This is a genomic window from Actinophytocola sp. NPDC049390 (genome assembly GCF_044466355.1).
Lineage (GTDB): Bacteria > Actinomycetota > Actinomycetes > Mycobacteriales > Pseudonocardiaceae > Actinophytocola.
Map to the genome: position 1 here is coordinate 205,965 of NZ_JBITMQ010000005.1, position 23,349 is coordinate 229,313.

The following is a 23,349-nucleotide window of genomic DNA, read 5'->3' on the forward strand; positions in this document are numbered from 1 at the left end:
TGTGCTTCAATCGACTAGAACGTGTTCCATATCTGCGGGAGGCAGTGGTGATCCCGGACGGCTTCGACTTCACCGACCCCGACCTGTACGAGCACCGGATCCCGGTTCAGGAGTTCGCCGAGCTGCGCCGCACCGCGCCCGTGTGGTGGAACGCCCAGCCGCACAACCTCGCGGGCTTCGGTGACGACGGGTACTGGGTGGTGAGCCGGTACGCCGAGGTCAAGGAGGTCTCCCGGAACAGCGAGGTCTTCTCGTCCGCCGAGAACACCGCGATCATCCGCTTCAACCCGGACATGACCCGCGAGAAGATCGAAGCCCAGCGGTTGATCATGCTGAACATCGACCCGCCGCAGCACTCCAAGGTCCGCGGCATCGTGTCCCGCGGCTTCACACCGAAAGCGGTGAACCGCCTTCGGGAAGCGCTCTCCGAGCGCGCCGAGCGCATCGTCACCGAGGCCTGTGCTCGCGGCGGCGGTGACTTCGTGACGCAGGTGGCGTGCGAGCTGCCACTACAGGCCATCGCGGAGCTCCTGGGCATCCCGCAGGACGACCGGCACAAGGTCTTCGACTGGTCCAACCAGATGGTGGCCTACGACGACCCCGAGTACTCGATCAACCCCGAGGCCGCGTCGGCGGAGCTGCTGGGTTACGCGTGGGCGATGTCCGAGGAACGCAAGAAGTGCCCGATGAACGACATCGCCACGACCCTGGTGAACGCCGACATCGACGGCGAGGCACTGGGATCGGACGAGTTCGGGTTCTTCGTCCTGCTGCTGGCGGTGGCGGGCAACGAGACCACCCGGAACGCGATTTCCCACGGCATGCACGCGTTCCTGAACAACCCGGACCAGTGGGAGCTGTACAAGTCCGACCGCCCCGCGACGACGGCGGACGAGATCGTGCGCTACTCGACCCCGGTGATGTCGTTCCAGCGCACGGCGATGGCCGACACCGAGCTGGGCGGCGTGCCGATCAGGAAGGGCGACCGGGTCGGCATGTTCTACAGCTCGGCCAACTTCGACTCCGACGTGTTCGAGAGCCCGGAGCGCTTCGACATCCTGCGCGACCCCAACCCGCACCTGGGCTTCGGTGGCACCGGTGCGCACTACTGCGTCGGCGCGAACCTGGCGAAGCTGGAGATCGACCTGATCTTCAACGCGATCGCCGACCACATGCCGAACATCAGGCAGGTCGACCCGCCGCGGCGGCTGCGGTCGGGATGGCTGAACGGCATCAAGGAGCTGCAGGTCACGTACGCGTGAGGCGCTAACCCTCGTCGAGGTCGCTGGTCGCCGCGTGGCCCGCGGCGCCCGTCCGGTCCAGGAAGTCCGCGATGACGGACAGTTCCTCGTCCGTGTAGGCCGCGCAGATCTCGTCCAGGGCCGCGTTCATGCCGCTGTACAGCGCGAACACCTCGCCGACCCGTTCGGGCCGCATCCGCAGCACCACGCCGCGGCGGTCGTTCGGGTCGCGGTCCCTGGTGAGCCAACCGCCCTTCTCCAGGCGGTCCAGCACGCCGGTCATCGTCGCCGGGTGGAGACCCGCCGCGCGAGCCAGTGCGGACGGGCCGACCGGGCCCAGCCGCGCGACCAGCTCCAGGCAGTCCAGGTCACCGTCCCGCAGCTCGAGGCGGGCGCTGATCCGGCGGTTGAGCAGCGCCAGCTCGCTGCGCATGCCGCGCACGGAGTGCTTCACGGAGTTCGTGAGCCTGCGGCGGGCTCGTGGATCCTGTGGTACGTTCGACATATATTACGGTTCCCATATCGTACGTGGTGCGTACTGAAATATAGCGGAGGTGAGCGGTGAAGCTCACGGTTTTCGGGGCGACCGGCGGGATCGGTCGCCAACTCGTCCGTCAGGCACTCGATGAGGGACACGCCGTCACCGCTGTCGGGCGGCGGGAGTTCGAGGCGGGTGACGCGCAGGTCGCGGTCGTGCCCGACTTCGCCGACGTCGACCGGCTACAGGCCGCGGTCGCCGGGTGCGACGCGGCGCTCTCCGCGGTCGGGCCGCGCACCCGCGCGGACGGGGCCGTCGCCTCCGGCGTCACGAAGCACATCATCGCCGCGCTGACCGGGGCGGGCGTGCCGCGGTTCGAGGCCGTGTCCGCCGGGCCCGTCGGACCTCGGCCGCCGGGGGACGCGTTCCTCGACCGGCGCGTGCTGCACCCGATCGTCAGCCGGGTCTTCGCCGCCAACTACGCCGACCTCGAGGTGATGGAGGAGGACATCGCGGCGAGCGGTCTCACGTGGACCGTCGTGCGCCCGCCACGGCTCACCGACAAGCCGCGCGGTGAGTACCGGATCTCCATCGGGGGCAACCTGACACGCGCCAGGTTCGTCTCCCGCGCCGATGTCGCACACCTCATGCTCGCGCTCCTCACCGACAAGCGTGCCTACGACACCGTCGTGGGCGTCGCCCGCTGAGCCGCCCCTTCGGGCGCCCGCCCCTGCCCGTTCTGCCGTCCGGCCGAGGCAGAGCGCGGCCCGCCCCCGCGGGCACGCTGGGCACGTGTCCCGTCGCCTCGCCACCGTCGCCGTCCTGCTGGGCGGCCTGCTCACGGCGTGCGCGGGCGCCAACCCGGCCCAGCACTTCTGTGACGACTACGGCGCCGCGGTCGGCAAGCTCTACACCGCCGCCGGAGACTACGCGGCCGCACCGGCCGAGTTCACCACCGTCGCCAGGTCTACTTTGGACGAGCTGACACGTGTCAGGGCCGGTGCGCCCAACGAGGAACTGCGCCGCGCGTTCGACTCCGCCTACTTCGCCATGACCGTGTTCAGCGAGGACGAGGGCCTCGCGGACTTCCTGGTCCGCACCGACTTCGCGCAGGACGACGTGGTGAAGGCCTGCGCGGAGCACGGCGTCCAGCTCAAACCTGACGCAGGGTAGCCATCGCGCGTTCGGTCTCCCAGAAGGCGCGGAGCGACACGATCTGCCCCTCGTCGTTCACCCGGTACACGAACACGCCCTCGGCATCCACCCGGTGGCCGCCCGGCAGGTACGAGGAGATCGTGCCGACGTTCGCGACCTCGTCGCCCGCCGCGAACGAGTCGCGGATCTCGAACTCGATGCGTTCCGCGTTACCGATCGTCAGGTCCCAGAACGCGGCGATCGCCGTCCGGCCGCGGTGCCCCTCGCCTGTCGCGTCGAACATCGACACGCCGACCGGGTCCTCCACGACCGCGTCGTCGGCGAACAGCGCGAGCCACTCGTCCTTGGCGCCGCGGGAGACCGCGTCCATCGACCGGCGCGACGCGGTGCGGGCCGGGTGGTCGGTCTCCGGGCCGCTCCAGGTAACCGCTGTCACAGCTGCCCCATGATCTCGTCGGCGAACCGCTTCATCCCGTCCTTCTTGGCCTGCAGCGGACCGTCGAGGCCGACGCCGTAGAACACCCACGGCACGACGATCGCGTCCGTCACCCCGATCTCCGCCTGTCGCCGGTAGCCGTCGAGCCCGAACCGGTCGACACACACGGCCTGGATCTCGAACGGACCGGTCCGATCGAACTCGGCGCGCAACGTGCCCAGCCGGCCGATCACGTCCCGCAGGTCGTCGAACTTGATCATCGCCGAGGTCCAGCCGTCGCCGACGCGGGCCGCGCGGCGCAGCGCGGCCTCGGTGTGCCCGCCGACGTACACCGGCACCGGCTCGCTCGGCGCCGGCGACATGCGCAGCTTGCCGAACTCGTAGTACTTCCCCGCGTACGACACCATGCCGCCGCCGAGGATCAGCTTGATCACGTCGATGGCCTCGTCGGCTCGAGCGCCGCGGTGGTCGAAGTGCCCGCCGCACCACTGGGACTCCTCGGGCGACCAGCCCAGCCCGACCCCGAGCCCGAACCGGTTGCCGGTCATCACCGCGACCGACCCGATCTGCCTCGCCAGCAGTACGGGGTTGCGCGGGTTGAGCTTCAGTACCTGGGTGTAGAAACGGATCCGGGACGTCACCGCGCCCATCGCGGCGGCCGCGACGAACGGGTCCACCCACGGCGTCTCCTCGTGCCAGAACCGGCTGCCGTCCGCGGTGTACGGGTAGGACGCCGACACCTCCTCGGAGAAGAACAGCGAGTCCGGCAACGCGATCGAGCTGTAGCCGCACTCCTCCGCGGTCCTCGCCAGCTCGGGCAGTTGGTCCAGCGGGCTCAACGCGACACCGACCGTGAACTTCATGGTTTGTCAGCTCCCACGACCCACATCGAGAAGTACTGCGAACCGCCGCCGTACGCGTGGCCGAGCGCGATCCGCGCGCCGTCCACCTGGTGCTCGCCCGCGCGGCCCATGACCTGCATCGCCGCCTCGCCGAACCGCAGCATCCCCGACGCGCCAATGGGATTCGACGACAGCACGCCACCTGACGGGTTGACGGGCAACCGCCCACCCAGCTCAGTCTCGCCCGCCTCGGTGAGCTTCCAGCCCTGGCCCTCCTCGGTGAACCCGAGGTTCTCCAGCCACATCGGCTCGAACCACGAGAACGGCACGTAGATCTCCGCGGCGTCCACTTGCGACAGCGGGTCGTCGATGCCCGCCTCCCGCCACAGCGCCGCGGCCGCGTCCCGGCCCGCTCTCGGGTTGACCTGGTCGCGCCCGGCGAACGTGGTCGGCTCGGTCCGCATCGCCGTGGCGTGGATCCACGCGGCCGTGCGGCCCCGCGCGGCTGACTCGTCACCGAGCACGATCGCGCACGCGCCGTCCGACGACGGGCACGTCTCGTCGTAGCGGATCGGGTCCCACAGCATCGCCGACGCCTGTACCGACTCGAGTGTGATGTCCGACTGGCGCAGGTGGGCGTACTGGTTCTTCGCGCCGTTGCGCCGGTCCTTCACCGCGACGAGCGCGCCGATGTGCCGTGGCGCGCCGGACCGGCGGATGTACGAGCGGACGTGCGGCGCGAAGTAGCCACCCGCGCCCGCGCCGACCGGCATGTGGAACGGCACCGAGATCGACAACGCCCACATCGCGTTGGACTCGGACTGCTTCTCGAACGCCACCGCCAGCACCCGCGAATGCTCGCCGCCCTGCACCAGGCTCGCCGCGACGTTCGCCGTCGAACCCCCGACGGACCCGGCGGTGTGCACGCGCAGCAACGGCTTCCCGGTCGCGCCGATCGCGTCGGCCAGCATCAGCTCCGGCATCATGACGCCCTCGAACAGGTCCGGCGCCTTGCCGAGCACGACCGCGTCGATGTCGTCGAACGTCAGGTCCGCGTCGTCGAGCGCGCGGTCGATCGCTTCCCGGCACAGCCCGGCCATCGTCACGTCGAGTCGCTTGCTGCGGTGGTGGGTCTGGCCGACGCCCAGGACCGCGGCGCGTCGTTTGCCCATCAGTCGGCCTCCAGTACGCACACGAGGTTCTGCTGGAGCGCGGGTCCGCTGGTCGCGTGCGCGAGAGAGCGCTCTCCCGGCCGGACCCGCATCGCCGCCTCGCCGATCCGGGCAAGTCCGGCGGCGAACATGGGGTTGCCCGCCAGCGGTCCGCCCGAGGGGTTGACCACGACCTCGTCGCCGAGCCCGAGCGCCTGCCGCAGCAGGATCTCCTGATGGCTGAACGGGGTGTGCAGCTCGGCGAGCGTTATCCCGTCCGCGCCGGCGGCCTTCGCGGCGGCCACCGTGGACGGTGACGTGGTGAGGTCGCGGGCGCCGAGGTGCGGGGTCTCGACGCGGTGCTGGATGCTCACGATCCGCGCCGGCCGCTCGGTCAGGTCGCGGGCGCGGTCGTCGCGAGCGAGGATCACGACCGCCGCGCCGTCGGTGACCGGCGCGCAGTCGTGCCTGCGCAGCGGATCGGCGAAGTACGGCCGCCGCAGCAGCTCGTCCGCCGTGCCGCCGCGACAGCGTGCCGCGACCCGCGCCATGTCGTGTTCGGTCCACAGCCCGGCGTCCAGCCCGTACCTGGCCTGCAGCCCGGCGATGCTCACCGCGTCCGGCCACAGTGGACCGACGGTGTACGGGTCGAGCTGCATGGCGAGCACGCGGCGCAGCTGCCCGGCGGACGACTTGCCGAAGCCGTACACGAGCGCGGTGTCGACCTCGCCGATGCGGATCTTCACCCACGCCTCGTACAGTGCCCAGGCCGCGTCCGCTTCGACGTGCGACTCGTGGATCGGCGGGAACGCGCCGATGGCATCGACCGCGGCGATGAAGGAGAACGCTCTCCCGGCGAGGTAGTCCGACGACCCGGAGCACCAGAACCCGATGTCCTTCTTCGACAGCCCGACGTTGTCGAGCGCCTCTGTGAAGATGGGCACGAGCATCTCGACGCCGTTGGTGGTCCCGTGTGTCTCGCGCACGTGCGGCGCCTGCGCGAAGGAGACGACGCTCACCCCGCTCACAGGTGCCCCGCAAACGAGTCGTACGGCGCGTCCGGTTCACCGGTGGGCCGGAAGTGGTCGATGTTCTCCAGCGTCGTTCCCCACTCGGAACGCGGTTTCCACGCCGCTTCGACTCGCATGCCCATGCGCACCTCGTCGGCGGCACACCCGAGCACGAGGTGCAGGAACGCGATGTCCGCGCCGTCCAGGAGGATGTACGCGGCGACGTACGGCGGGGTGATCCGCTGCCCGAGGAACGGGACGTTCACGATGCAGAACGTGGTGACGATGCCGCGGTCGGGGAGCTCGATCTCCTCCTCGGTCGGCACGCCGTCGGTCGGGCAGGCACCGCGCGGCGGGATGTAGACCTTGCGGCAGGCCGGGCAGCGCTGTCCGAGCAGCTTGCCCTCCGCCAGCCCCCGCAGGTAGCGGCTTTCCTCCGGGGACGCGGAATGCCGGTAGCTCAGGTTGATGGGCGTGGTGAGCATGGTGAGGTCGTCGGCCTCGCGTGGTCCGAGCACCGGTTCGCTGTCCTCGGGACCGAAGCAGACGATGTCGCGCACACCGTCGCCGCCGGTGTCCGCCCAGCGGGCTCTGACCCGCATGCCGGTGTGCACGTCGTCGGCGTCGACGGCGTGGAGCATCGGCGTGTCGGCTCCGTCGAGCGTGATGAACGCCCACGTGAACGGGTGGGAGAGCGGTTGCCCGGCAAGGGGTTCCGGCTGGCGGCACCACGACGTGACGGTGCCGGTGTGTGCCACCTCGACCAGTTCGGAGAGCGCTCTCCCGGTGACGGGGTCGTACTCGGGCGGCGGTACGTGGACACGACCGTCGTCACCGCGTGCGCCGAGGATCCGCCGCTGCGCGAGTCCGGTGACGAACCGGCTGAGCGTCGGTCCCAGTGACCGGGTGTAGTCGAACCCGATGTCGAGCGGTGCGGACAGCGGTGCCTGGGTCACCCCCAGAGTGAAACACGTTCTATTTTCGGCGGCAAGGGTTCGACGTCAGCCCACCCAGATCACCTTGAGCACGTCCACCCGCCGTTGTTCCTCGAGGATCATGTAGACGACTATGGCCGACCCGACGTCGCCGAAGGTGAGCTGCCGGATGTTGCCTGTGGGCTTGGTCCTGACATAGGGCGGACCGTTCCAGGGGGTTAGTTCGAGCATGGTCACCACCTCGGTGAATGCCTTCAGTAAGACGGCGGGCAATACTCTGATCTGATCCCTTGCCGAGGGATCGATGTCGATCTTGTAAGTCACGCTCAGAGGCCGAGTTCCGCTTTGAGTTCGGTCCACGGCATGCTCCCGGCTGGTTGCTCACCGGTGTGGGTGCGCCGCTCGAGGCTTGCCAGCCATTCGCGGTAGCCGCGGTGGCCGAGTTGGTCGGTGAGTATTGCGTGGGTGCGCCAGTTGTCGAGTGTGCGAAACACCTCGCCGAGATCCATTGTCTCGGCCGCCTCGGTCAGGGCGGCTCGCCACGAGGTGTCGAAATCGCGCTGTTCCTCAGGGATCAGGGCGCTGCGAATCTCCCGCGGTGTGGCGTCTGTGAACGTCCTCGGCCTGGGGGGCTCGACGGGTTCGGCTGACATGGCACAAACGATAGCCGACGTGGGTGTAATCGTCCTCGTATCGAACGAGTGGTCTATCTGCGACATTGATCGGGTGAGAACTCGTTCTACGATCACGCTATGAAACTTGGACTGCAGCTCGGGTACTGGGGTGCGGGTATGCCGCCCAATGCCGCGGAGATGGTCGTCGCCGCGGACGAGGCCGGGTACGACGCCGTGTTCACGGCCGAGTCCTGGGGATCGGACGTGTTCACGCCGCTCGCCTGGTGGGGGTCGGCGACGCGGAACGTGCGGCTCGGGACGGCCGTCGCGCAGCTGTCGGCGCGCACCCCGACCGCGGCGGCGATGGCGGCACTGACCCTCGACCACCTGTCCGGTGGGCGGGCCATCCTCGGGCTGGGGGTGTCCGGACCGCAGGTCGTGGAGGGCTGGTACGGCGCGCCCTTCGGGAAACCGCTCTCCCGCACGCGCGAGTACGTCGACATCGTGCGCAAGGTCCTCGCCAGGGAGGCGCCCGTCACCAGCGACGGGCCGCACTACCCGCTGCCCTACGCGGGCCCGGGCGCGGACGGGCTGGGCAAGCCCCTGCGGCCGATCACCCATCCACTCCGTGTCGACCTGCCCATCTGGCTGGGGGCGGAGGGGCCGAAGAACGTCGCGCTGGCCGCCGAGATCGCCGACGGCTGGCTGGCCGTGTACTACTCGGAGAAGCTCGCCGACCAGTACAACGCCTGGTTGGACGAGGGCTTCGCCCGGCCCGGCGCGCGACGGTCGCGGGCCGACTTCGAGGTCGCGGCGAACGCGGTCATCACGGTCACCGACGACCCCGCCGCGGCCTACGACCGGCACCGGCCGGTGATCGCGCTCTACGCGGGCGGCATGGGTGCCGAGAGCAAGAACTTCCACGCCGACCTCTTCCGGCGGATGGGTTACGGCGAGGTCGTCGACGAGGTGACGGCGCTGTTCCGTGCGGGCCGCAAGGCGGAGGCCGCCGCCGCGGTGCCGGACGAGCTGGTGGCGGAGACCGCGATCATCGGCACGGCGGAGCAGGTCCGCGCGCAGGTCAAGCAGTGGGCCGATCGCGGCGTGACCATGTTGGTGGTGGGTTGTCAGGACGCCGCGCAGGTGCGCTCGGTGGCGGCGGTTCTTGCCGAGAATTGAAACACGTTCTAGATTGGCGTGGTGGCCTCGACCGGACTGTGGAACATCGCCCGTGAGCAGCCTGACCTGACCGCGGTCGTCGAGCCTGACGGCCGTCAGGCTACGTACGCCGAGCTGGCCGCGGCGGCCGACCGCTACGGCCGCGGCTTCCAGGCCATGGGACTCGCGCCGGGCGACAGTGTGGTTCTGTTGCTGCCCAACGGGATCGACCTCGCGTCCGTCTACTTCGGAGCGTTCCAGACCGGGTTGTACGTCGTGATGGCGAACTGGCACCTGGTCGGCGCCGAGGTCGCCTACCTCATCGAGGACAGCGGTGCCAAGGCGTTCGTCGCGCACGAGCGGTTCGCCGAGACGGCAGCGGACGCCCGGGCACGAACCGGGGTCAGCGGCTTCGCGGTCGGTGACGTGCCGGGCTTCGCGCCGTTGCCGACGCTCGGCGCGGGTGAGACGGGGCGACCTGACGTGCGTACGGCAGGGTCGCCGATGCTGTACACGTCGGGCACGACCGGCAGGCCGAAGGGCGTGCGGAGGCCGTTGACCGGTGCCGATCCCGACGTCGTGCCGCCCGCCGCGTCGTGGTTCTTCGGGATCTTCGGGCTCGGCCCGTTCGACGGGCACGTGCACATCTGCGGCTCGCCGCTGTACCACACGGCGGTGCTGAACTTCGTCGCCAACTCCATCCAGTTAGGACACACGGCGGTGCTGATGGACCGCTGGCGCCCGGCGGAGATGCTGCGGCTCATCGACAAGTACCGCGTCACGCACAGCCACATGGTGCCGACGCAGTTCCACCGGTTGCTGGACCTGCCCGAGGAGGTCCGGTCACGCTACGACGTCTCGTCGTTGCGGTGCATGATCCACGGCGCGGCGCCGTGTCCGCCGGAGGTGAAGCGGCGGATGCTCGACTGGTGGGGCCCGGTGGTGACCGAGTACTACGCGGCCACCGAAGGTGGTGGCACGGCGATCTCGGCGGAGGAGTGGCTGCGGAAGCCGGGGTCGGTCGGCAAGGCGTGGCCGGGGTCGGTCGTGGCGGTGCTCGACGACGACGGGGAGCCGGTGCCGGCGGGGACGCCGGGGCTGGTGTACATGCGGATGGGTGACTCCACGTTCGAGTACCACAAGGACGAGGCCAAGACACGCGCGGCGCGGGTGGGCAACCTGTTCACGCTGGGGGACATCGGCTACCTCGACCAGGACGGGTACCTGTACCTGTGCGACCGCAAGGCCGACATGATCATCTCCGGCGGCGTGAACATCTATCCGGCGGAGATCGAGAACGCGCTCTCCGTGCACCCGAAGGTGGCCGACGTCGCGGTCTTCGGCGTCCCGAACGACGACTGGGGCGAGGAGATCAAGGCGGTCGTGCAACCCGCGGACGGGGTGACGGCGGAACCGGAGCTGACGGAGGAGTTGCTGGCGTTCGCAGCGGAGCGCCTGGCGAAGTTCAAGCTGCCGAAGTCCGTCGACTACGCGGAAGAGCTGCCGCGCGACCCGAACGGCAAGCTGTACAAGCGAAAGCTGCGGGACCCGTACTGGGCGAACCGCGAACGCGCGATCTGAGGGCTCGGCCTCCGGCCCCCGGTTGCCAGCGTACGGCAGGGCACCGACAGTGACGGCCGCGCGCGGGCGGATCACGCGAATCTGTGGACAACTCCCGCGGCTGTGGACAACCACGCCGCGGAGGAGCGCAGCGCACCGAGATTGTCGGTGTGGGTCGTTACGCTGGATTCCGGGGGCCGGAGGCTGCCCTGGCCGCGGCAGCGCGGAGATCGGCCCGAGATCGGTTGTACACAGCATGTTGTCGCGGCTGCCGGAACTGTCGGTGTGGGTCGCTACGCTGGATCTTGGGGGCCGGAGGCGGCGGAGGTGTTCACCCGCGGTGGCAGTGGTCGCCGTACTTGGCGCGGATGGCCCCGCCAGGTTGGCCGGAGATGGTTGTCCACAGGCGTTGCCGTGGCCGCCGAAAATGTCGGGGGGCGTGGGTACGCTGGAATCCGGGGCCGGAGGCCGCCTTACTTGCCCTGGAACCTCGGCGGGCGCTTCTCCGTGAACGCCTTCGGGCCTTCCTTCGCGTCCGCGCTCGCGAAGACTCCGAGGCCGACCTCCGCGTCGAGTCGGAATGCCTCGTTCTCGTGCATGCCTTCGGTCTCGCGGATCGTGCGGAGGATCGCCTGCACGGCCACCGGGCCGTTCGCGGCGATCGCCCGTGCGATCTCCATGGCCTTCGGCAGTGCTTCGCCGTCCGGGACGACGTGGCCGATCAGGCCGATCCGCAGCGCCTCCGCCGCGCGGATGTGCCTGCCGGTCAGGAGCAGCTCCGCCGCAACCGTGTACGGGAGCTGCCTCGGGAGGCGCACCGCCGAACCGCCGAGCGGGTAGAGACCCCAGCGCGGCTCGGACACCCCGAAGCGAGCGCTCTCCCCGGCCACGCGGATGTCCGCGGCCTGCAGTATCTCGGTGCCTCCCGCGATCGCCGGGCCCTCGACGGCCGCGATCAGCGGTTTGGTCAGCCGCCGGCCCTTCAGCAGCGGCTCGATCACCGCCGCGTCGAACTGGCTCTCGCTCGGGTGGTTGGCGGTCATCGCCTTCAGGTCGGCGCCCGCGCAGAACGCGCCGCCCGCGCCCGTCAGCACGCAGGCACGCACGGCCGGGTCCTCGTCGACGCGGTCCCACGCCTCACGCATGATCTTCAGCATCTCGCCGGAGAGCGCGTTCCGGGCGGCCGGGCGGTTCATCGTCACGACCAGTACGTGCTCGTCCTGTTCGACGAGGCAGTCCGCCATGAATTCACCTCCGACTAGGGCATTGCCAGGAACGATAACACGTTCTAGTTTGGTTCCGTGGCCCTCAACATCGCGGACCTCTTCGAGCATGCAGCCGACGCCTTTCCCGACCGGATCGCGATCGCGTGCGGCGACCGCGCGGCGACCTTCGCCGAACTGGAAGGGCGTGCCAACCAACTGGCCCATCACCTGGCGGAACAGGGCATCGGGCGCGGCGACCACATCGGTCTCTACAGCCGCAACTCCATCGAGGCGATCGAGACGCTGCTCGCCGCTTACAAGCTGCGTGCGGTGACGGTCAACGTGAACTACCGCTATGTCGAGAACGAGTTGCGATACCTCTTCGACAACGCGGACCTCGTCGCCGTGGTCCACGAGCGGCGCTACTCCGACAGGGTCGCGGCGGTGCTCCCCGAGACTGCCCGGGTGCGGCACACCGTCGTCGTCGAGGACGGCACCGACCTGCCCAGCGACAGCGTCGAGTACGAGAGAGCGCTCTCCGAGCGGTCCGCGGAGCGGGACTTCGGGGAGCGCAGCCCCGACGACCTGTACATCCTCTTCACCGGCGGCACCACCGGGTATCCGAAGGGTGTGATGTGGCGCCACGAGGACGTGTGGCGCACGCTCGGCGGCGGCATCGACTTCTACACCGGGGAAGCGCTCTCCGACGAATGGGCGCAGTCACGGCGCGGCCGCGAGACCGGTGGCATGACGCGCCTGCCGTGCGCGCCGCTGATCCACGGTGCCGCGCAGTGGGCGACGCTCCCGGCGCTGTTCTCCGGGGACACCGTGGTCCTGCTGCCGCAGTTCGACCCGCACGAGGTGTGGCAGGCGATCGACCGGCACCAGGTCAAGGTCGTCACGATCGTCGGTGACGCGATGGCGCGGCCGCTGCTCGCCGCCTACCAGGAGGGCGACTACGACGCGTCGTCGGTGATCGCGTTCTCCAGCCACGCGGCGCTGTTCTCGCCGTCGGTGAAGGAGCAGATCCTCGAGGCCCTGCCGAACGCCGTCATCACCGACGCGATCGGGTCCTCGGAGAGCGGTTTCCAAGGCATGGGCGTGATCCTCAAGGGCAGCAAGCCGAGCGCGGGCGGGCCCCGGGTGAACAGCGGCCCGAAGACGATCGTGATCGACGACGACAACCGCAGGATCGAGGAGCCGGGCCAGATCGGCAGGCTGGCGCGTGGTGGGCACGTGCCGATCGGCTACTACAAGGACCCGGAGAAGACCGCGTCGATCTTCGTCGAGGTCGACGGGGAGCGCTACGTCGTGGCAGGCGACTACGCGCGGCTCGAGGAGGACGGCGCGATCACGCTGCTCGGCCGCGGCAACGTCTCGATCAACACGGGCGGGGAGAAGGTGTTCCCCGAAGAGGTCGAGGCCGCGCTGAAGTCCTATGAGGACGTGTTCGACGTGCTCGTCGTCGGCGTGCCGGACGAACGGCTCGGTCAGCGGGTCGCGGCGCTCGTGCAGCCGTGGGAGGGCCGGGAGGTCGACTTCGCCGCGCTGGACGCGCACGTGCGGGAGCGGCTCGCGGGGTACAAGACGCCACGCAGCGTCTGGATCGTCGAGCAGGTCGGTCGGGCGCCGAGCGGGAAGCCGGACTACCCCTGGGCGAAGAAGTACACGGAGGAACACGAACCCATGTGGCAGGCGGCCAATGTCGGGGTCTGAGGCGCTGTGCGAACGGCTGGGCATCCAGCACCCGATCTTCGGGTTCACCCCGTCCGAGCACGTGGCCGCGGCCATCAGCAGGGCGGGCGGGCTCGGGGTGCTCGGCTGCGTGCGGTTCAACGACCCGGCCGACCTCGACGCGGCTCTGTCCTTCATGGACGAGAACACCGACGGCCGGCCGTACGGTGTGGACATCGTGATGCCCGCGAAGATCCCGGTCGAGGGCACGTCGAAGGACCTGTCCGCGTTGGTTCCCCAGGGGCACAAGGAGTTCGTCGAGCGGACGTTGCTCAAGCTCGGGGTGCCGCCGGTGGCGGGTGCCGCCGCGGGTGACGCGGGTGTGCTCGGCTGGTTGCACTCCGTCGCGCGGTCGCATGTGGACGTCGCGTTGGGGCACCGGATCGCGTTGATCGCCAACGCGCTCGGCTCGCCGCCGGTGGACGTCATCGAGCGGGCGCACGGTGCCGGGGTGCCGGTCGCGGCACTCGCGGGCACCGCGGCACACGCCAGGCGACATGTCGACAACGGTGTCGACATCGTGGTCGCCCAGGGCTACGAGGCGGGCGGGCACACCGGCGAGATCGCGTCGATGGTGCTGGTGCCCGAGGTCGTCGACGCGGTCGGAGAGCGCGTTCCCGTGCTGGCCGCGGGCGGGATCGGCAGCGGGCGGCAGGTGCTCGCCGCCCACGCCCTCGGTGCGTCGGGCGTGTGGATGGGCTCGTACTGGCTCACCACCGCCGAGTACCAGCTGTCGGAGAGCGCTGTCCAGACCGCGCTCGTGCGCGCGACCTCGAGCGACACCGTCCGGTCGCGGATCTACACGGGCAAGCCCGCGCGGCTGCTGAAGAACAAGTGGACGCAGGCGTGGGCTGAGCCGGACGCACCGGAGCCGCTGCCGATGCCGCTGCAGAACATGCTCGTCGGCGAGGCACACCTGAGGATGTCCAAGGGCGGCGACCCGGACGTGGTCGCGATGCCCGTCGGGCAGATCGTGGGGCGGATGAACGAGGTCCGCCCGGTCGCGGAGGTGATGGCGAGCCTCCTCGCCGAGGTGGAGGAGGCGCGGGCCAGACTGAAGGCGTGACCATCAAGACGCTTTCTTCACGGATCGTGTACGAGAACCCGTGGCTGACGCTGCGCGAGGACGAGATCGAGCTCGCGGACGGGACGCACGGCATCTACTCGGTGATCGACAAGCCGGACTTCGCGCTGGTGCTGCCGTTCGAGAACGACGGGTTCCACCTGGTGGAGGAGTACCGGTACCCGCTGGGCGAGCGGCGGTGGTGCTTCCCGCAGGGCGCGTTCCCCCAGGGCGTCACGGGCACGCCGGAGGAACTGGCGGCCGCCGAACTGGGCGAGGAGACGGGCCTGACAGCCGGTAGGTACGAGCGGCTCGGCTACCTCAACGGGGCGCACGGCATCACCGGCCAGGGCTACCACGTGTTCCTGGCGACGGACCTGACACCCGGCAGGCCGCACCGCGAGATCACCGAACAGGACATGCGGCAGGCCTGGTTCCCGCGCGCCGAGGTGGAACGCATGCTGCGGAACGGCGTGATCACCGACGACTCGTCGCTGGCCGCCTACCTGCTGTTCACGATGCGCTCGTGACGGCGCCCGGGGAGGTGGGCGACGTGAGGCAGCTGTCGTCGCGGCTGGTGTACGAGAACCAGTGGCTGTCGGTGCGGGAGGACCAGGTCACGCGTCCGGACGGTGCGCAGGGCGTCTACTCGGTGGTGGACGCCAAGGACTTCGCGCTGGTGCTGCCGTTCGAGCGCGACGGGTTTCACCTGGTGGAGCAGTACCGCTACCCGGTGGGTGCGCGGTCGTGGGAGTTCCCGTCCGGTTCGTTCCCCGCCGGGGTGACGGGGACGCCGGCGGAGCTGGCGGCTGCCGAGCTGCGGGAGGAGACCGGCCTGACAGCTGTCAGGTTGACGCGCCTCGGCCACCTCAACCCGGCGAACGCGATGTCGGGGCAGCGCTGCCACGTGTTCCTGGCGACGGACCTGAAGCCGGGCAGGCCGGAACGGGAGGCCACCGAGCAGGACATGCGACAGGAGTGGTTCCCGCGCGGTGAGGTGGAGCGGATGTTGCGGGAGGGCGTGATCACGGACGGCCCATCAATGGCCGCCTACCTGCTGTTCACGCTGCGAACCTGACGCCTGAGCAGGCGTCTGACCAGCGAAAACGCTGCAAAAGTCCGCGCCAAGGACGTAACCTCAAGCCCCACCCGTTCCCGGGGGCCACCCGCCTTGCCAGTCTACCAGTGGGGGGTGTCGGGGGAGGGGTGTGGCGGGCTGCCTGTGGACAACTCGGTGAGCTGTGGACAAAAAAAGGGGGCCGGCGGGTGCCGGCCCCTTCTGCTGTGGCTCAGCCGCTCTTGCGGCGGAACGTGCGCTTCGCGGCCGCGGGGCCGTGGGTGTTGTCCACCTTGGAGCGGGCGTCCGCGTGTTCCTGGCCCTTGCGGTTCTGCGCCTGCTTGCGCTCCAGGGCCGCGCGGAAAGCGGCCTTCACGTCCTGCTGCTGGGGCTCTGCCTCTGCGGATTCGGGAGTGGCCGCGGGTTCCGATGTGTCAGGCATGACCTCAGGGTCGCACGGACCGGGCACCCCAGTCGAGCCGGATCGGGTCGCTGGACGGGGTCAACGGCTCGAACTCCAGTTCGGCCCCCGCGCGCCACCACACCGTGTCCGGCGTGCGCCAACGCTGCGCCGACAACGTGCGCTTCAGCACCTTGTACGTCGCCGTCCTCGGGAGGCGGGCCGTGATCCGGACGAACCTCGGCACCTGTTTCGGGCCCAGGTCCGGCTGGGCCGACAGGAACGCCGCGAACTCGTCCGGGTCGAAGTTGTCGCGCATCACCAGCGCCGCCATCACCTGGTCACCGGCCGCCGGGTCCGGGACGGCGTACACGGCGGCCTCGGAGACCGACGGGTGACGCAGCAGGACGCGTTCGATCGGCGCGGTGCCCAGGTTCTCGCCGTCCACGCGCAGCCACTCGCTCGTGCGGCCCACGAAGAACAGGTACCCGTCCTCGTCGTGGTGGACGAGGTCGCCGCTCCAGAACTTGCCGTCCCGCAGGCGGTCCGCGTCCGCGGCCGAGTCCTTGTAGTAGCCGGCGAACTGGCCCGCGCCCGACATGTTCACCAGTTCGCCCACCTCACCGGGGGCACACGGCCTGCCCGTCGACGGGTCGAGCACCGCCAGCGGCGGGGCCAGGTGGCCGAGCGAACCGGGCGGCGTGCCCGGCGGGCGGGGGACGACGATGCCGCCCTCCGTCGAGCCGTAGGCATCCACGACCTGGCAGCCGAACCGCTTCGCGAACGCCTCGACGTCCCTCGGGTTGGCCTCGTTGCCGAACATCACCTTCAGCGGGTTGTCCGCGTCGTCCGGCTTCTCCGGTGTGGACAGCACGTAGGAGAGCGGTTTCCCGACGTAGTTCGCGTACGTCACGTCGTGGTCGCGCAGGTCAGGGAGGAAGCCCGACGCCGAGAAGCGGCGACGCAGTGCGATGCGGGCGCCTGCCGCCAGGCCGACGGCCCAGCCCGCGATGATCGCGTTCGAGTGGAACATCGGCATCGACACGTACGTGGTGTCGCCGGGGCCCAGCTCGTACCGGTCCGCCAGCATCCTGCCCGGGCCCGCGATCTTGCCGTGCGTGCAGCGCACCGCCTTCGGTTCGCCGCTGGTGCCGGACGTGAAGATCAGCATCAGCAGGTCGTCGGGCGTGGCGGCCACGGCCTCCAGCGGCGAGTACTGGTGCCGGAACGCGGTGACGTGCCACGCCGCCGAGTCCACGTCCAGCACGCGGGCGCCGGTGTCCAGGCCCTGCAACAACTCCACGTACCGGCTGTCGGTCAGCACAACCTGACAGTCGGCAAGCCGGATGTCCCGGACGAGCGCTTCGCCGCGCCTGCTGGTGTTCAGCCCGACGATGACCGCGCCCGCGAGCGCGGCGCCGCCGAGCAGGAACGAGAACTCCGGGACGTTGTCCATCAGGACGCCGACGTGGAACGGGCCGGGCCGCCTCAGCGACCGGAGCAGCGCCGCCCGGTCCGCGCACTCCCGCAGGTGTTCGGCCCACGACCAAGCCCGGTCCTCGAACACGAGACCGGGGTTCGCATCGTCCGCGCGGGCGAGCAGCAGCTCGGTGACAGTGGGGACCGGATCCCCCGGCGCGGTCATGCGAAAACCTCCTCAGGCCGGCTCCGCGGCCAGTGCGGTACCGATGCGGCGCAGCTGTGTGGTGGCGCCGCCGAGACTGAACTCGATGCGTTTCGTGGCCACAAAATATCGATGCAATGGGTAGTCCACGTCAATACCCATGCCGCCGTGAATGTGCACCGCGGCATGCGCTATGCGGTGGCCGCCATCGGCCGCCCAGAACTTCGCCGTCGCGATCTCATTGTGGGCAGAGAGATTTTTGGACAGTCGCCAAGCAGCCTGCCAGAGCGTCAGCCGGATCGCCTCCGCGTCGATGTAACAGTCGGCGAGTCGCTGTCCCACTGCCTGAAATGTCGCAATCGGTCGTTCAAATTGCACTCTGCCAGTTGCATACTTGGCCGTCATCTGCAGACTTTCTGTTGAAACGCCTGCTTGGAGCGCGCACAGTCCGACCGTGCCGCGGCTCGTGAGCCAGTCGACGACGGCCGCGCCGCCGCCCGGTTCGCCGAGTACGCGGTCGTCGTCGAGCCTCACGTCGTCCAGTTCCAGCAATGCCTCGGAGTCGCCGTCGACGATCTGCTGGCGCCGTACGGTCACGCCGGAATCGGTCGAAGTGATAAGGAACACAGTCAGTCCGAGTGCCGTTTCCGCCGGTGCCAGAAACAGATTCGCCACCGGACCTGCTTGCACAGCGACTTTTGAACCGTGCACTTGCCATTGTGCAGATGCACCTGCACGCTCTGCCTTCGTGACAGGTCGGCCAGGATTGTCACCGACCTCTTCGGACAGTGCGGCTGTCAGCACCAGCTCACCGGCGGCGGCGGGCGCCGACCACGCGGCCCGTTGCGCGTCCGTGCCGAACTCGGCGATGGCCGACGCCGACTGGACGATCGAGCACAGGTACGGCACCGGCGCGACCGCGCGGCCCAGTTCGACGAGCACCGCGCACTGTTCGAGCAGCCCGAGGCCGCTGCCGCCGACCGACTCCGGCAGTGCCGCCGACAGCACCCCCGCCTTCGCCAGGTCCGTCCACAGTGCACGGTCGAACCGGTCGCCGGTCGCCTCGACCTCGGCCAACCTGACAGGTGTCAGGTGGTCCGCGAGGATCGTGCGGGTCAGCTCCGCCAGGTCGTCGAACTCATCGCTGAACGAGAAATCCACGGCTCACCTCTTCGCCACGGGCAGGCCGAGACCGACCGCTGCCACGATGTCGCGTTGCACCTCGTTGGTCCCGCCGCCGAACGTCAGGATCAGCGACGCCCGGTGCATCCGTTCGATCCGGCCGCGCAGGAGCGCGCCCGGCGAACCCGCCCGCACGTACGCCTGCGTGCCGAGCACCTCCATCAGCAGCCGGTACGCCTCGGTCGCGAACTCGGTGCCGAACACCTTCGTCGCGGACGCGTCGGCCGGGTTGAGCCCGCGCTCGACGCCCCACGCGATCTTCCAGTTGATCAGCTTCAGGAACTCGGCCTTCGCGTGCACGCGTGCCAGGTGGATCTGCACCCACTCCTGGTCGATGACCTGACGCCCGTCAGGTAGCTTCGTCGCCTGCGCCCACTCCCGCACCTCCCGCAGCGCCTCGCGGACCGGCGCGGACGACGTCAGCGCCACGCGCTCGTGGTTGAGCTGGTTCGTGATCAGCGGCCAGCCGCGGTTCACCTCACCGACCAGCGCGTCCTCGGGTACGCGGACGTCGGAGTAGTAGGTGGCGCTCGTGGTCGGCCCGGACACCGTGCGTACCGGCGTCCACGAGAACCCGTCGGCGTCGGTCGGCACGATCAGGATCGACAGGCCCTTGTGCTTCGGCGCTTCGGGGTCGGTGCGGCACGCGAGCCACACGTAGTCGGCGTAGGAGATCAGCGACGTCCACATCTTCTGGCCGTTGACCACCCAGCCGGACCCGTCGCGCACGGCCCGCGTCCGCAGCGACGCGAGGTCCGTCCCGGCCTCCGGCTCGGAGTAGCCGATCGCGAAGTGCAGCTCCCCGGACGCGATCCGCGGCAGGTAGAACCGCTTCTGCTTTTCGGTTCCGAACCGCATGATCGTCGGGCCGACCGTGTTGATCGTCAGGAACGGCACCGGCGCGCCCGCGACGGCCGCCTCGTCGGTGAAGATGAGCTGGTCGATCATGGGCCTGGCCTGCCCGCCGTACTCCTCCGGCCAGCCCAGCGCGAGCCAGCCGTCGGCGCCCATCTGCCGCACGACCTCCTTGTACACCTCACCGTCACCGTAGTCGCCGCCGCCGGAGAGCGCTTCCCGCCGCTCGGGTGTCATCAGCGTGGCGAAGTACGCCCGCAGCTCGCGCCGCAGTTCCTCCTGCTCGGGCGTGTACGCGATGTGCATCGGCACTCCTCGCTACTAGAACACGTTCTAAGAATGTACTAGAGTCCTGGCCAAACGAGGAGGTCCGGCAATGAAGGCGGCGATGCTCGACGGCAAGGTCGCGATCGTCACCGGCGCGGGTGCCGGGCTGGGGCGGGCCGAGGCGCTCGCCCTCGCCCGCGCGGGCGCGAACCTCGTGGTCAACGACGTCAGTGACGTCTCAGGCGCCGACGTCGTCGACGAGATCGAGTCACTGGGCGCCAAGGCGCTGCTGGTGCGCGGCGACGTGTCCGATGCGGACACGGCGAAGGCGCTGACGAGCGCCGCGGTCGACCGCTTCGGCGGGCTGCACGTGGTCGTCAACAACGCGGGCGTGCTGCGTGACCGGATGCTGTTCAACATGTCCGACGACGAGTGGGACCTCGTCGTCCGGGTCCACCTGCGCGGTCACTTCCTCCTGTCCCGCAACGCGGCCGCCCACTGGCGCGGGCACGCGAAGGCGAACGGCGGCACCACCTACGGCCGCGTGGTCAACACCGCGTCCGAGGCGTTCCTGTTCGGATCGGAGGGTCAGCCGAACTACGCCGCCGCCAAGGCGGGCATCACCGCGCTGACCCTCGCCACCGCGCGCGGCCTCGCCCGGTACGGCGTGCGCGCCAACGCGATCTGTCCCCGAGCCAGGACGGCCATGACCGCGGCGGTCTTCGGTGACGCCCCGGCCGGCGTGGATCCCCTGTCCCCGGACCACGTCGCGCCGCTCGTCGCCTATCTCGCCTCACCGGCCGCCGAGAAGATCAGCGGGCAGGTGTTCGTCGTGTACGGCGGCATGGTCGCCCTGCTCGCACCCCCGACCGTCGAGGCCCGGTTCGACCATCCACAGTGGACCTCGGAGGCGCTGGACACCGCGCTCGGCGCGTACTTCGCCGACCGCGACCCGGCCAGGACCTTCGTCGCGACCGACCTCATGGCGCTCGAGGAGGAGCGATGACGCTCAGCCTGCTCGCCCGCCGGGACGAGGTCGGGCTCAAGGACGGCCTGCTGCTGATCGACGGGACGTGGCGGCCCGCCGCGTCCGGCGCGACGTGGACGCACACCCACCCGGCGACCGGCGAAGCCATCGGCGACCTCGCGGTCGCCGGTCTATCCGATGTGGACGAGGCGGTCCGCGCGGCGCGGCGGGCGTTCGACGACGGCCGCTGGTCCGGTACGCGCGCCGGTGAACGCGTCAAGGCGCTCCACCGGTACGCGGACCTGCTGCGCGAGCACGCCGACGAGCTGCGTGGCCTGCAGGCACTCGACAACGGCGTGCCGCTGTCGTTCGGGCCGGTCTACGCCACGTCGGTCGGTGCCGCCGCGGACGCCTTCGACCACCACGCGGGCTGGATCGACAAGATCGGCGGCCAGACGCTCACCCCGTACCAGGGCGGTGACCACCTGGCGATGACGTTCCGCGAACCGGTCGGCGTGGTCGCCGCGATCCTGCCGTGGAACGGGCCGTTCCTGCTGTACGCGCAGAAGCTCGCCCCCGCGCTCGCCGCCGGGTGCACGGTCGTGGTGAAACCCTCCGAGTACGCCACGTTCTGCGTGCTGCGCATGGTCGAACTCCTCGCCGAGGCGGGCATCCCGGACGGCGTGGTCAACGTCGTGACCGGACCCGGCGACCCCACCGGGGAGGCGCTGGTCACGCACCCGCTCGTCGACAAGGTCAGCTTCACCGGCAGCCGCGCCGTCGGCAAGCGGATCGTCGCCGCGTCGGCCGACACGCTCAAGCGGGTGTCGCTCGAACTCGGCGGCAAGAGCCCGACGCTGGTGTTCCCGGACGCGCCGGACATCGGCCTCGCCGCGATGACCACCATGGGCACCGTCACCATGGGACTGTCGGGGCAGGCCTGCGTCGCGCACACCCGCGCGCTCGTACACCGGGACGTCCACGACGAGTTCATCGGCGCCGCCGAGACCATGGCGGGCGCGATCACCTACGGCGACCCGTTCGAGGCCGCCACGCTGGCGAGCCCGCTCATCAACACCAAGCAACTCGACCACGTCCTCGGCCTGATCGGTCGCGGCAAGGAACAGGGCGCTCGCGTCGTGTGCGGCGGCGAGCGGGTCGAGGGTGACCTCGCGGCGGGCAACTTCGTGCGGCCGACGATCTTCGCCGACGTCGACAACGGCATGGACATCGCGCGGCAGGAGGTCTTCGGGCCGGTGCTCGCCGTCATCCCGTTCGAGACCGAGGACGAGGCGGTCGCGATCGCCAACGACACGGAGTATGGTCTCGGCGCCGGTCTGTACACGACGGACGCGCGGCGCGCCTTCCGGCTGGCGCGGCGGCTGCGCGCGGGCACGGTCGGCATCAACGGGTTCCAGGTCGAGCCGCACCTGCCGTTCGGCGGTTTCAAGGAGTCCGGGATCGGCCGCGAGGGCGGGCGGAGCGCGTTCGAGGCCTACACGGAACTGAAGACGGTCCTGATGCCACTCGGCGAGGAGTTGATGTGACATGGGTCGGCTGACCGGGAAGGTCGCGCTGGTCACCGGCGCCGCCGGGGGCCAGGGCGCCGCGGCCGCGCGCCGGTTCACCGAGGAGGGCGCGCGGGTCGTCGTCGCGGACGTGAACGACGAGGCGGGCAAGGAGCTCGCCGCCGAGATCGGCGCGCACTACCTGCACCTCGACGTGTCGCGGGAAGACCAGTGGGCGGCCGGGGCCGAGGAGGTCGTCGCGACCTACGGCCCGCCGACCGTGTTGGTGAACAACGCGGGCATCCTGCACTTCTCCCTGCTGACCGACACCGCGCTCGCCGACTACATGCGCGTCATCCAGGTCAACCAGGTCGGCTGCTTCCTCGGCATGCGCACCGTCGCGCCGCTGATGGTCGAGGCGGGTGGCGGTTCCATCGTCAACGTGTCCTCTGTGGAGGGTCTGGCGGCGACGCCCGCGCTGACCGCCTACACCGCCAGCAAGTTCGCGGTGCGCGGCATGACGAAGGTGGCGGCGCTGGAGCTGGCCCGCAAGGGCGTGCGGGTGAACTCCGTGCACCCCGGCGCGATCGAGACCGGGCTGCTGCCGACCGCGCTCGGCGGGCAGCCCGTCGACCTGACCTACGTCGGCAAGCGGGTGCCGCTGAAGCGAGTGGGGCAGCCGCCCGAGATCGCCGAGCTGGTGCTGTTCCTGGCGAGCGACGAAAGCTCCTACTGCACGGGCGCGGAGTTCGTGGCGGACGGGGGTGTGACCGCGGCCCATTCTTTGTCGAGTTTCGGGTAACCACAACGGTTCTGGGTCGTTGTACCTCACGGGTGATGGCACATGAGCGCTGTGAGCGGAGCGAGGGAGCGGGACACCGTCTGGACTGACGAGCAGCGCAGGAGG

The 23,349-nt window shown here is 69.9% G+C and carries 25 protein-coding genes; 12 read left to right on the forward strand and 13 right to left on the reverse strand.

The features are described from left to right. Positions 1–47 precede the first annotated feature (47 nt). Entirely contained in the window at positions 48–1,262 is a 1,215-nt protein-coding gene (locus tag ACIBVP_RS17325) for a cytochrome P450 (protein ID WP_396107121.1), read from the forward strand. 4 nt (positions 1,263–1,266) lie between these two features. Here ACIBVP_RS17325 and ACIBVP_RS17330 read toward each other — a convergent pair whose 3' ends face one another. Next, positions 1,267–1,695 (reverse strand): MarR family transcriptional regulator, encoded by a 429-nt coding sequence (locus ACIBVP_RS17330; RefSeq protein ID WP_396107122.1) that lies wholly within the window; start codon positions 1,693–1,695, stop codon positions 1,267–1,269. Positions 1,696–1,802: 107 nt separating this feature from the next. Here ACIBVP_RS17330 and ACIBVP_RS17335 point away from each other — a divergent pair, with 107 nt between their 5' ends. Together ACIBVP_RS17335 and ACIBVP_RS17340 are read left to right on the forward strand one after the other, a co-directional pair. Then, complete coding sequence (locus ACIBVP_RS17335) at positions 1,803–2,426, forward strand: NAD(P)-dependent oxidoreductase (RefSeq protein WP_396107123.1); 624 nt, start codon at positions 1,803–1,805, stop codon at positions 2,424–2,426. Positions 2,427–2,511: 85 nt separating this feature from the next. Further along, positions 2,512–2,892, forward strand: a complete 381-nt coding sequence (locus tag ACIBVP_RS17340) for a hypothetical protein (RefSeq protein WP_396107124.1) — start codon at positions 2,512–2,514, stop codon at positions 2,890–2,892. On the opposite strand, the gene ACIBVP_RS17345 is transcribed toward ACIBVP_RS17340, so the two are convergent. Genes ACIBVP_RS17345 through ACIBVP_RS17375 form a run of 7 tightly spaced genes read right to left on the reverse strand, consistent with a single transcriptional unit; the run spans position 2,873 to position 7,901 of the window. After that, entirely contained in the window at positions 2,873–3,310 is a 438-nt protein-coding gene (locus ACIBVP_RS17345; protein WP_396107125.1) for a nuclear transport factor 2 family protein, read from the reverse strand. The two genes, ACIBVP_RS17340 and ACIBVP_RS17345, sit on opposite strands and share 20 nt — an antisense overlap. After that, complete coding sequence (locus ACIBVP_RS17350) at positions 3,307–4,173, reverse strand: TIGR03619 family F420-dependent LLM class oxidoreductase (RefSeq protein ID WP_396107126.1); 867 nt, start codon at positions 4,171–4,173, stop codon at positions 3,307–3,309. The genes ACIBVP_RS17345 and ACIBVP_RS17350 overlap by 4 nt, the downstream gene beginning before the upstream one ends. Next, positions 4,170–5,324 (reverse strand): thiolase domain-containing protein, encoded by a 1,155-nt coding sequence (locus ACIBVP_RS17355; RefSeq protein ID WP_396107127.1) that lies wholly within the window; start codon positions 5,322–5,324, stop codon positions 4,170–4,172. Before ACIBVP_RS17355 ends, ACIBVP_RS17350 begins: the two co-directional genes overlap by 4 nt. Then, complete coding sequence (locus ACIBVP_RS17360) at positions 5,324–6,331, reverse strand: thiolase domain-containing protein (RefSeq protein WP_396107128.1); 1,008 nt, start codon at positions 6,329–6,331, stop codon at positions 5,324–5,326. Before ACIBVP_RS17360 ends, ACIBVP_RS17355 begins: the two co-directional genes overlap by 1 nt. Beyond that, a complete protein-coding gene (locus ACIBVP_RS17365; protein ID WP_396107129.1) occupies positions 6,328–7,269 on the reverse strand; it encodes a Zn-ribbon domain-containing OB-fold protein in 942 nt (313 codons plus the stop codon). Before ACIBVP_RS17365 ends, ACIBVP_RS17360 begins: the two co-directional genes overlap by 4 nt. A 45-nt stretch (positions 7,270–7,314) precedes the next feature. After that, a complete protein-coding gene (locus ACIBVP_RS17370) occupies positions 7,315–7,572 on the reverse strand; it encodes a type II toxin-antitoxin system RelE/ParE family toxin (protein ID WP_396107130.1) in 258 nt (85 codons plus the stop codon). A 2-nt stretch (positions 7,573–7,574) separates the two neighbouring features. After that, positions 7,575–7,901: a DUF6247 family protein gene (locus ACIBVP_RS17375; RefSeq protein ID WP_396107131.1), complete on the reverse strand. Its 327-nt coding sequence runs from the start codon at positions 7,899–7,901 to the stop codon at positions 7,575–7,577. 99 nt (positions 7,902–8,000) lie between these two features. On the opposite strand from ACIBVP_RS17375, the gene ACIBVP_RS17380 reads away from it, so the two are divergent. Both ACIBVP_RS17380 and ACIBVP_RS17385 read left to right on the forward strand, forming a co-directional pair. Next, the gene (locus tag ACIBVP_RS17380) at positions 8,001–9,041 is read left to right on the forward strand and encodes an LLM class F420-dependent oxidoreductase (RefSeq protein WP_396107132.1); all 1,041 of its coding nucleotides are present in this window, start codon (positions 8,001–8,003) and stop codon (positions 9,039–9,041) included. Between the two features lie 21 nt (positions 9,042–9,062). Continuing rightward, positions 9,063–10,601, forward strand: coding sequence for an acyl-CoA synthetase (locus tag ACIBVP_RS17385; protein ID WP_396107133.1), 1,539 nt, complete (start codon positions 9,063–9,065; stop codon positions 10,599–10,601). A gap of 452 nt (positions 10,602–11,053) precedes the next feature. Here the strand turns inward: ACIBVP_RS17385 and ACIBVP_RS17390 are convergent, their stop codons facing one another. Beyond that, entirely contained in the window at positions 11,054–11,824 is a 771-nt protein-coding gene (locus tag ACIBVP_RS17390) for a crotonase/enoyl-CoA hydratase family protein (RefSeq protein ID WP_396107134.1), read from the reverse strand. Positions 11,825–11,881: 57 nt separating this feature from the next. Between ACIBVP_RS17390 and ACIBVP_RS17395 the strand changes: the two genes are divergently transcribed. Genes ACIBVP_RS17395 through ACIBVP_RS17410 form a run of 4 tightly spaced genes read left to right on the forward strand, consistent with a single transcriptional unit; the run spans position 11,882 to position 15,660 of the window. Next, entirely contained in the window at positions 11,882–13,501 is a 1,620-nt protein-coding gene (locus tag ACIBVP_RS17395; RefSeq protein WP_396107135.1) for an acyl-CoA synthetase, read from the forward strand. Next, entirely contained in the window at positions 13,488–14,585 is a 1,098-nt protein-coding gene (locus tag ACIBVP_RS17400; RefSeq protein WP_396107136.1) for an NAD(P)H-dependent flavin oxidoreductase, read from the forward strand. The genes ACIBVP_RS17395 and ACIBVP_RS17400 overlap by 14 nt, the downstream gene beginning before the upstream one ends. Beyond that, on the forward strand, positions 14,582–15,112 hold the full coding sequence (locus tag ACIBVP_RS17405) for an NUDIX domain-containing protein (RefSeq protein ID WP_396107137.1): 531 nt from the start codon (positions 14,582–14,584) through the stop codon (positions 15,110–15,112). The genes ACIBVP_RS17400 and ACIBVP_RS17405 overlap by 4 nt, the downstream gene beginning before the upstream one ends. 23 nt (positions 15,113–15,135) lie before the next feature. Then, a complete protein-coding gene (locus ACIBVP_RS17410) occupies positions 15,136–15,660 on the forward strand; it encodes an NUDIX domain-containing protein (protein WP_396107138.1) in 525 nt (174 codons plus the stop codon). A gap of 211 nt (positions 15,661–15,871) precedes the next feature. Here the strand turns inward: ACIBVP_RS17410 and ACIBVP_RS17415 are convergent, their stop codons facing one another. Genes ACIBVP_RS17415 through ACIBVP_RS17430 form a run of 4 tightly spaced genes read right to left on the reverse strand, consistent with a single transcriptional unit; the run spans position 15,872 to position 20,006 of the window. After that, on the reverse strand, positions 15,872–16,081 hold the full coding sequence (locus ACIBVP_RS17415; RefSeq protein WP_396107139.1) for a DUF5302 domain-containing protein: 210 nt from the start codon (positions 16,079–16,081) through the stop codon (positions 15,872–15,874). Positions 16,082–16,085: 4 nt separating this feature from the next. Continuing rightward, a complete protein-coding gene (locus tag ACIBVP_RS17420) occupies positions 16,086–17,684 on the reverse strand; it encodes a long-chain-fatty-acid--CoA ligase (protein WP_396107140.1) in 1,599 nt (532 codons plus the stop codon). 12 nt (positions 17,685–17,696) lie between these two features. Continuing rightward, complete coding sequence (locus ACIBVP_RS17425) at positions 17,697–18,824, reverse strand: acyl-CoA dehydrogenase family protein (protein WP_396107141.1); 1,128 nt, start codon at positions 18,822–18,824, stop codon at positions 17,697–17,699. Positions 18,825–18,827: 3 nt separating this feature from the next. Next, positions 18,828–20,006 carry an acyl-CoA dehydrogenase family protein gene (locus ACIBVP_RS17430; RefSeq protein ID WP_396107142.1) on the reverse strand — a complete coding sequence of 393 codons (1,179 nt, stop codon included), beginning with the start codon at positions 20,004–20,006 and terminating at the stop codon, positions 18,828–18,830. Positions 20,007–20,076: 70 nt separating this feature from the next. Here ACIBVP_RS17430 and ACIBVP_RS17435 point away from each other — a divergent pair, with 70 nt between their 5' ends. The 3 genes from ACIBVP_RS17435 to ACIBVP_RS17445 are packed head-to-tail and all read left to right on the forward strand — an operon-like array spanning position 20,077 to position 23,244. Next, the gene (locus ACIBVP_RS17435; RefSeq protein ID WP_396107143.1) at positions 20,077–20,973 is read left to right on the forward strand and encodes a 3-oxoacyl-ACP reductase; all 897 of its coding nucleotides are present in this window, start codon (positions 20,077–20,079) and stop codon (positions 20,971–20,973) included. Continuing rightward, positions 20,970–22,481, forward strand: a complete 1,512-nt coding sequence (locus tag ACIBVP_RS17440; protein WP_396107144.1) for an aldehyde dehydrogenase family protein — start codon at positions 20,970–20,972, stop codon at positions 22,479–22,481. The genes ACIBVP_RS17435 and ACIBVP_RS17440 overlap by 4 nt, the downstream gene beginning before the upstream one ends. A gap of 1 nt (position 22,482) precedes the next feature. Further along, positions 22,483–23,244: a glucose 1-dehydrogenase gene (locus ACIBVP_RS17445; protein ID WP_396107145.1), complete on the forward strand. Its 762-nt coding sequence runs from the start codon at positions 22,483–22,485 to the stop codon at positions 23,242–23,244. The last annotated feature ends 105 nt before the right edge of the window (positions 23,245–23,349 follow it).

Bases quoted from the DNA above. Each gene is read 5' to 3' on its own strand.
- ACIBVP_RS17350 (WP_396107126.1), bottom strand. From the start codon at position 4,173: ATGAAGTTCACGGTCGGTGTCGCGTTGAGCCCGCTGGACCAACTGCCC.
- ACIBVP_RS17355 (WP_396107127.1), bottom strand. From the start codon at position 5,324: ATGGGCAAACGACGCGCCGCGGTCCTGGGCGTCGGCCAGACCCACCAC.
- ACIBVP_RS17375 (WP_396107131.1), bottom strand. From the start codon at position 7,901: ATGTCAGCCGAACCCGTCGAGCCCCCCAGGCCGAGGACGTTCACAGAC.
- ACIBVP_RS17440 (WP_396107144.1), top strand. From the start codon at position 20,970: ATGACGCTCAGCCTGCTCGCCCGCCGGGACGAGGTCGGGCTCAAGGAC.
- ACIBVP_RS17435 (WP_396107143.1), top strand. From the start codon at position 20,077: ATGAAGGCGGCGATGCTCGACGGCAAGGTCGCGATCGTCACCGGCGCG.
- ACIBVP_RS17380 (WP_396107132.1), top strand. From the start codon at position 8,001: ATGAAACTTGGACTGCAGCTCGGGTACTGGGGTGCGGGTATGCCGCCC.
- ACIBVP_RS17420 (WP_396107140.1), bottom strand. From the start codon at position 17,684: ATGACCGCGCCGGGGGATCCGGTCCCCACTGTCACCGAGCTGCTGCTC.
- ACIBVP_RS17430 (WP_396107142.1), bottom strand. From the start codon at position 20,006: ATGCACATCGCGTACACGCCCGAGCAGGAGGAACTGCGGCGCGAGCTG.
- ACIBVP_RS17390 (WP_396107134.1), bottom strand. From the start codon at position 11,824: ATGGCGGACTGCCTCGTCGAACAGGACGAGCACGTACTGGTCGTGACG.
- ACIBVP_RS17445 (WP_396107145.1), top strand. From the start codon at position 22,483: ATGGGTCGGCTGACCGGGAAGGTCGCGCTGGTCACCGGCGCCGCCGGG.
- ACIBVP_RS17415 (WP_396107139.1), bottom strand. From the start codon at position 16,081: ATGCCTGACACATCGGAACCCGCGGCCACTCCCGAATCCGCAGAGGCA.
- ACIBVP_RS17400 (WP_396107136.1), top strand. From the start codon at position 13,488: ATGTCGGGGTCTGAGGCGCTGTGCGAACGGCTGGGCATCCAGCACCCG.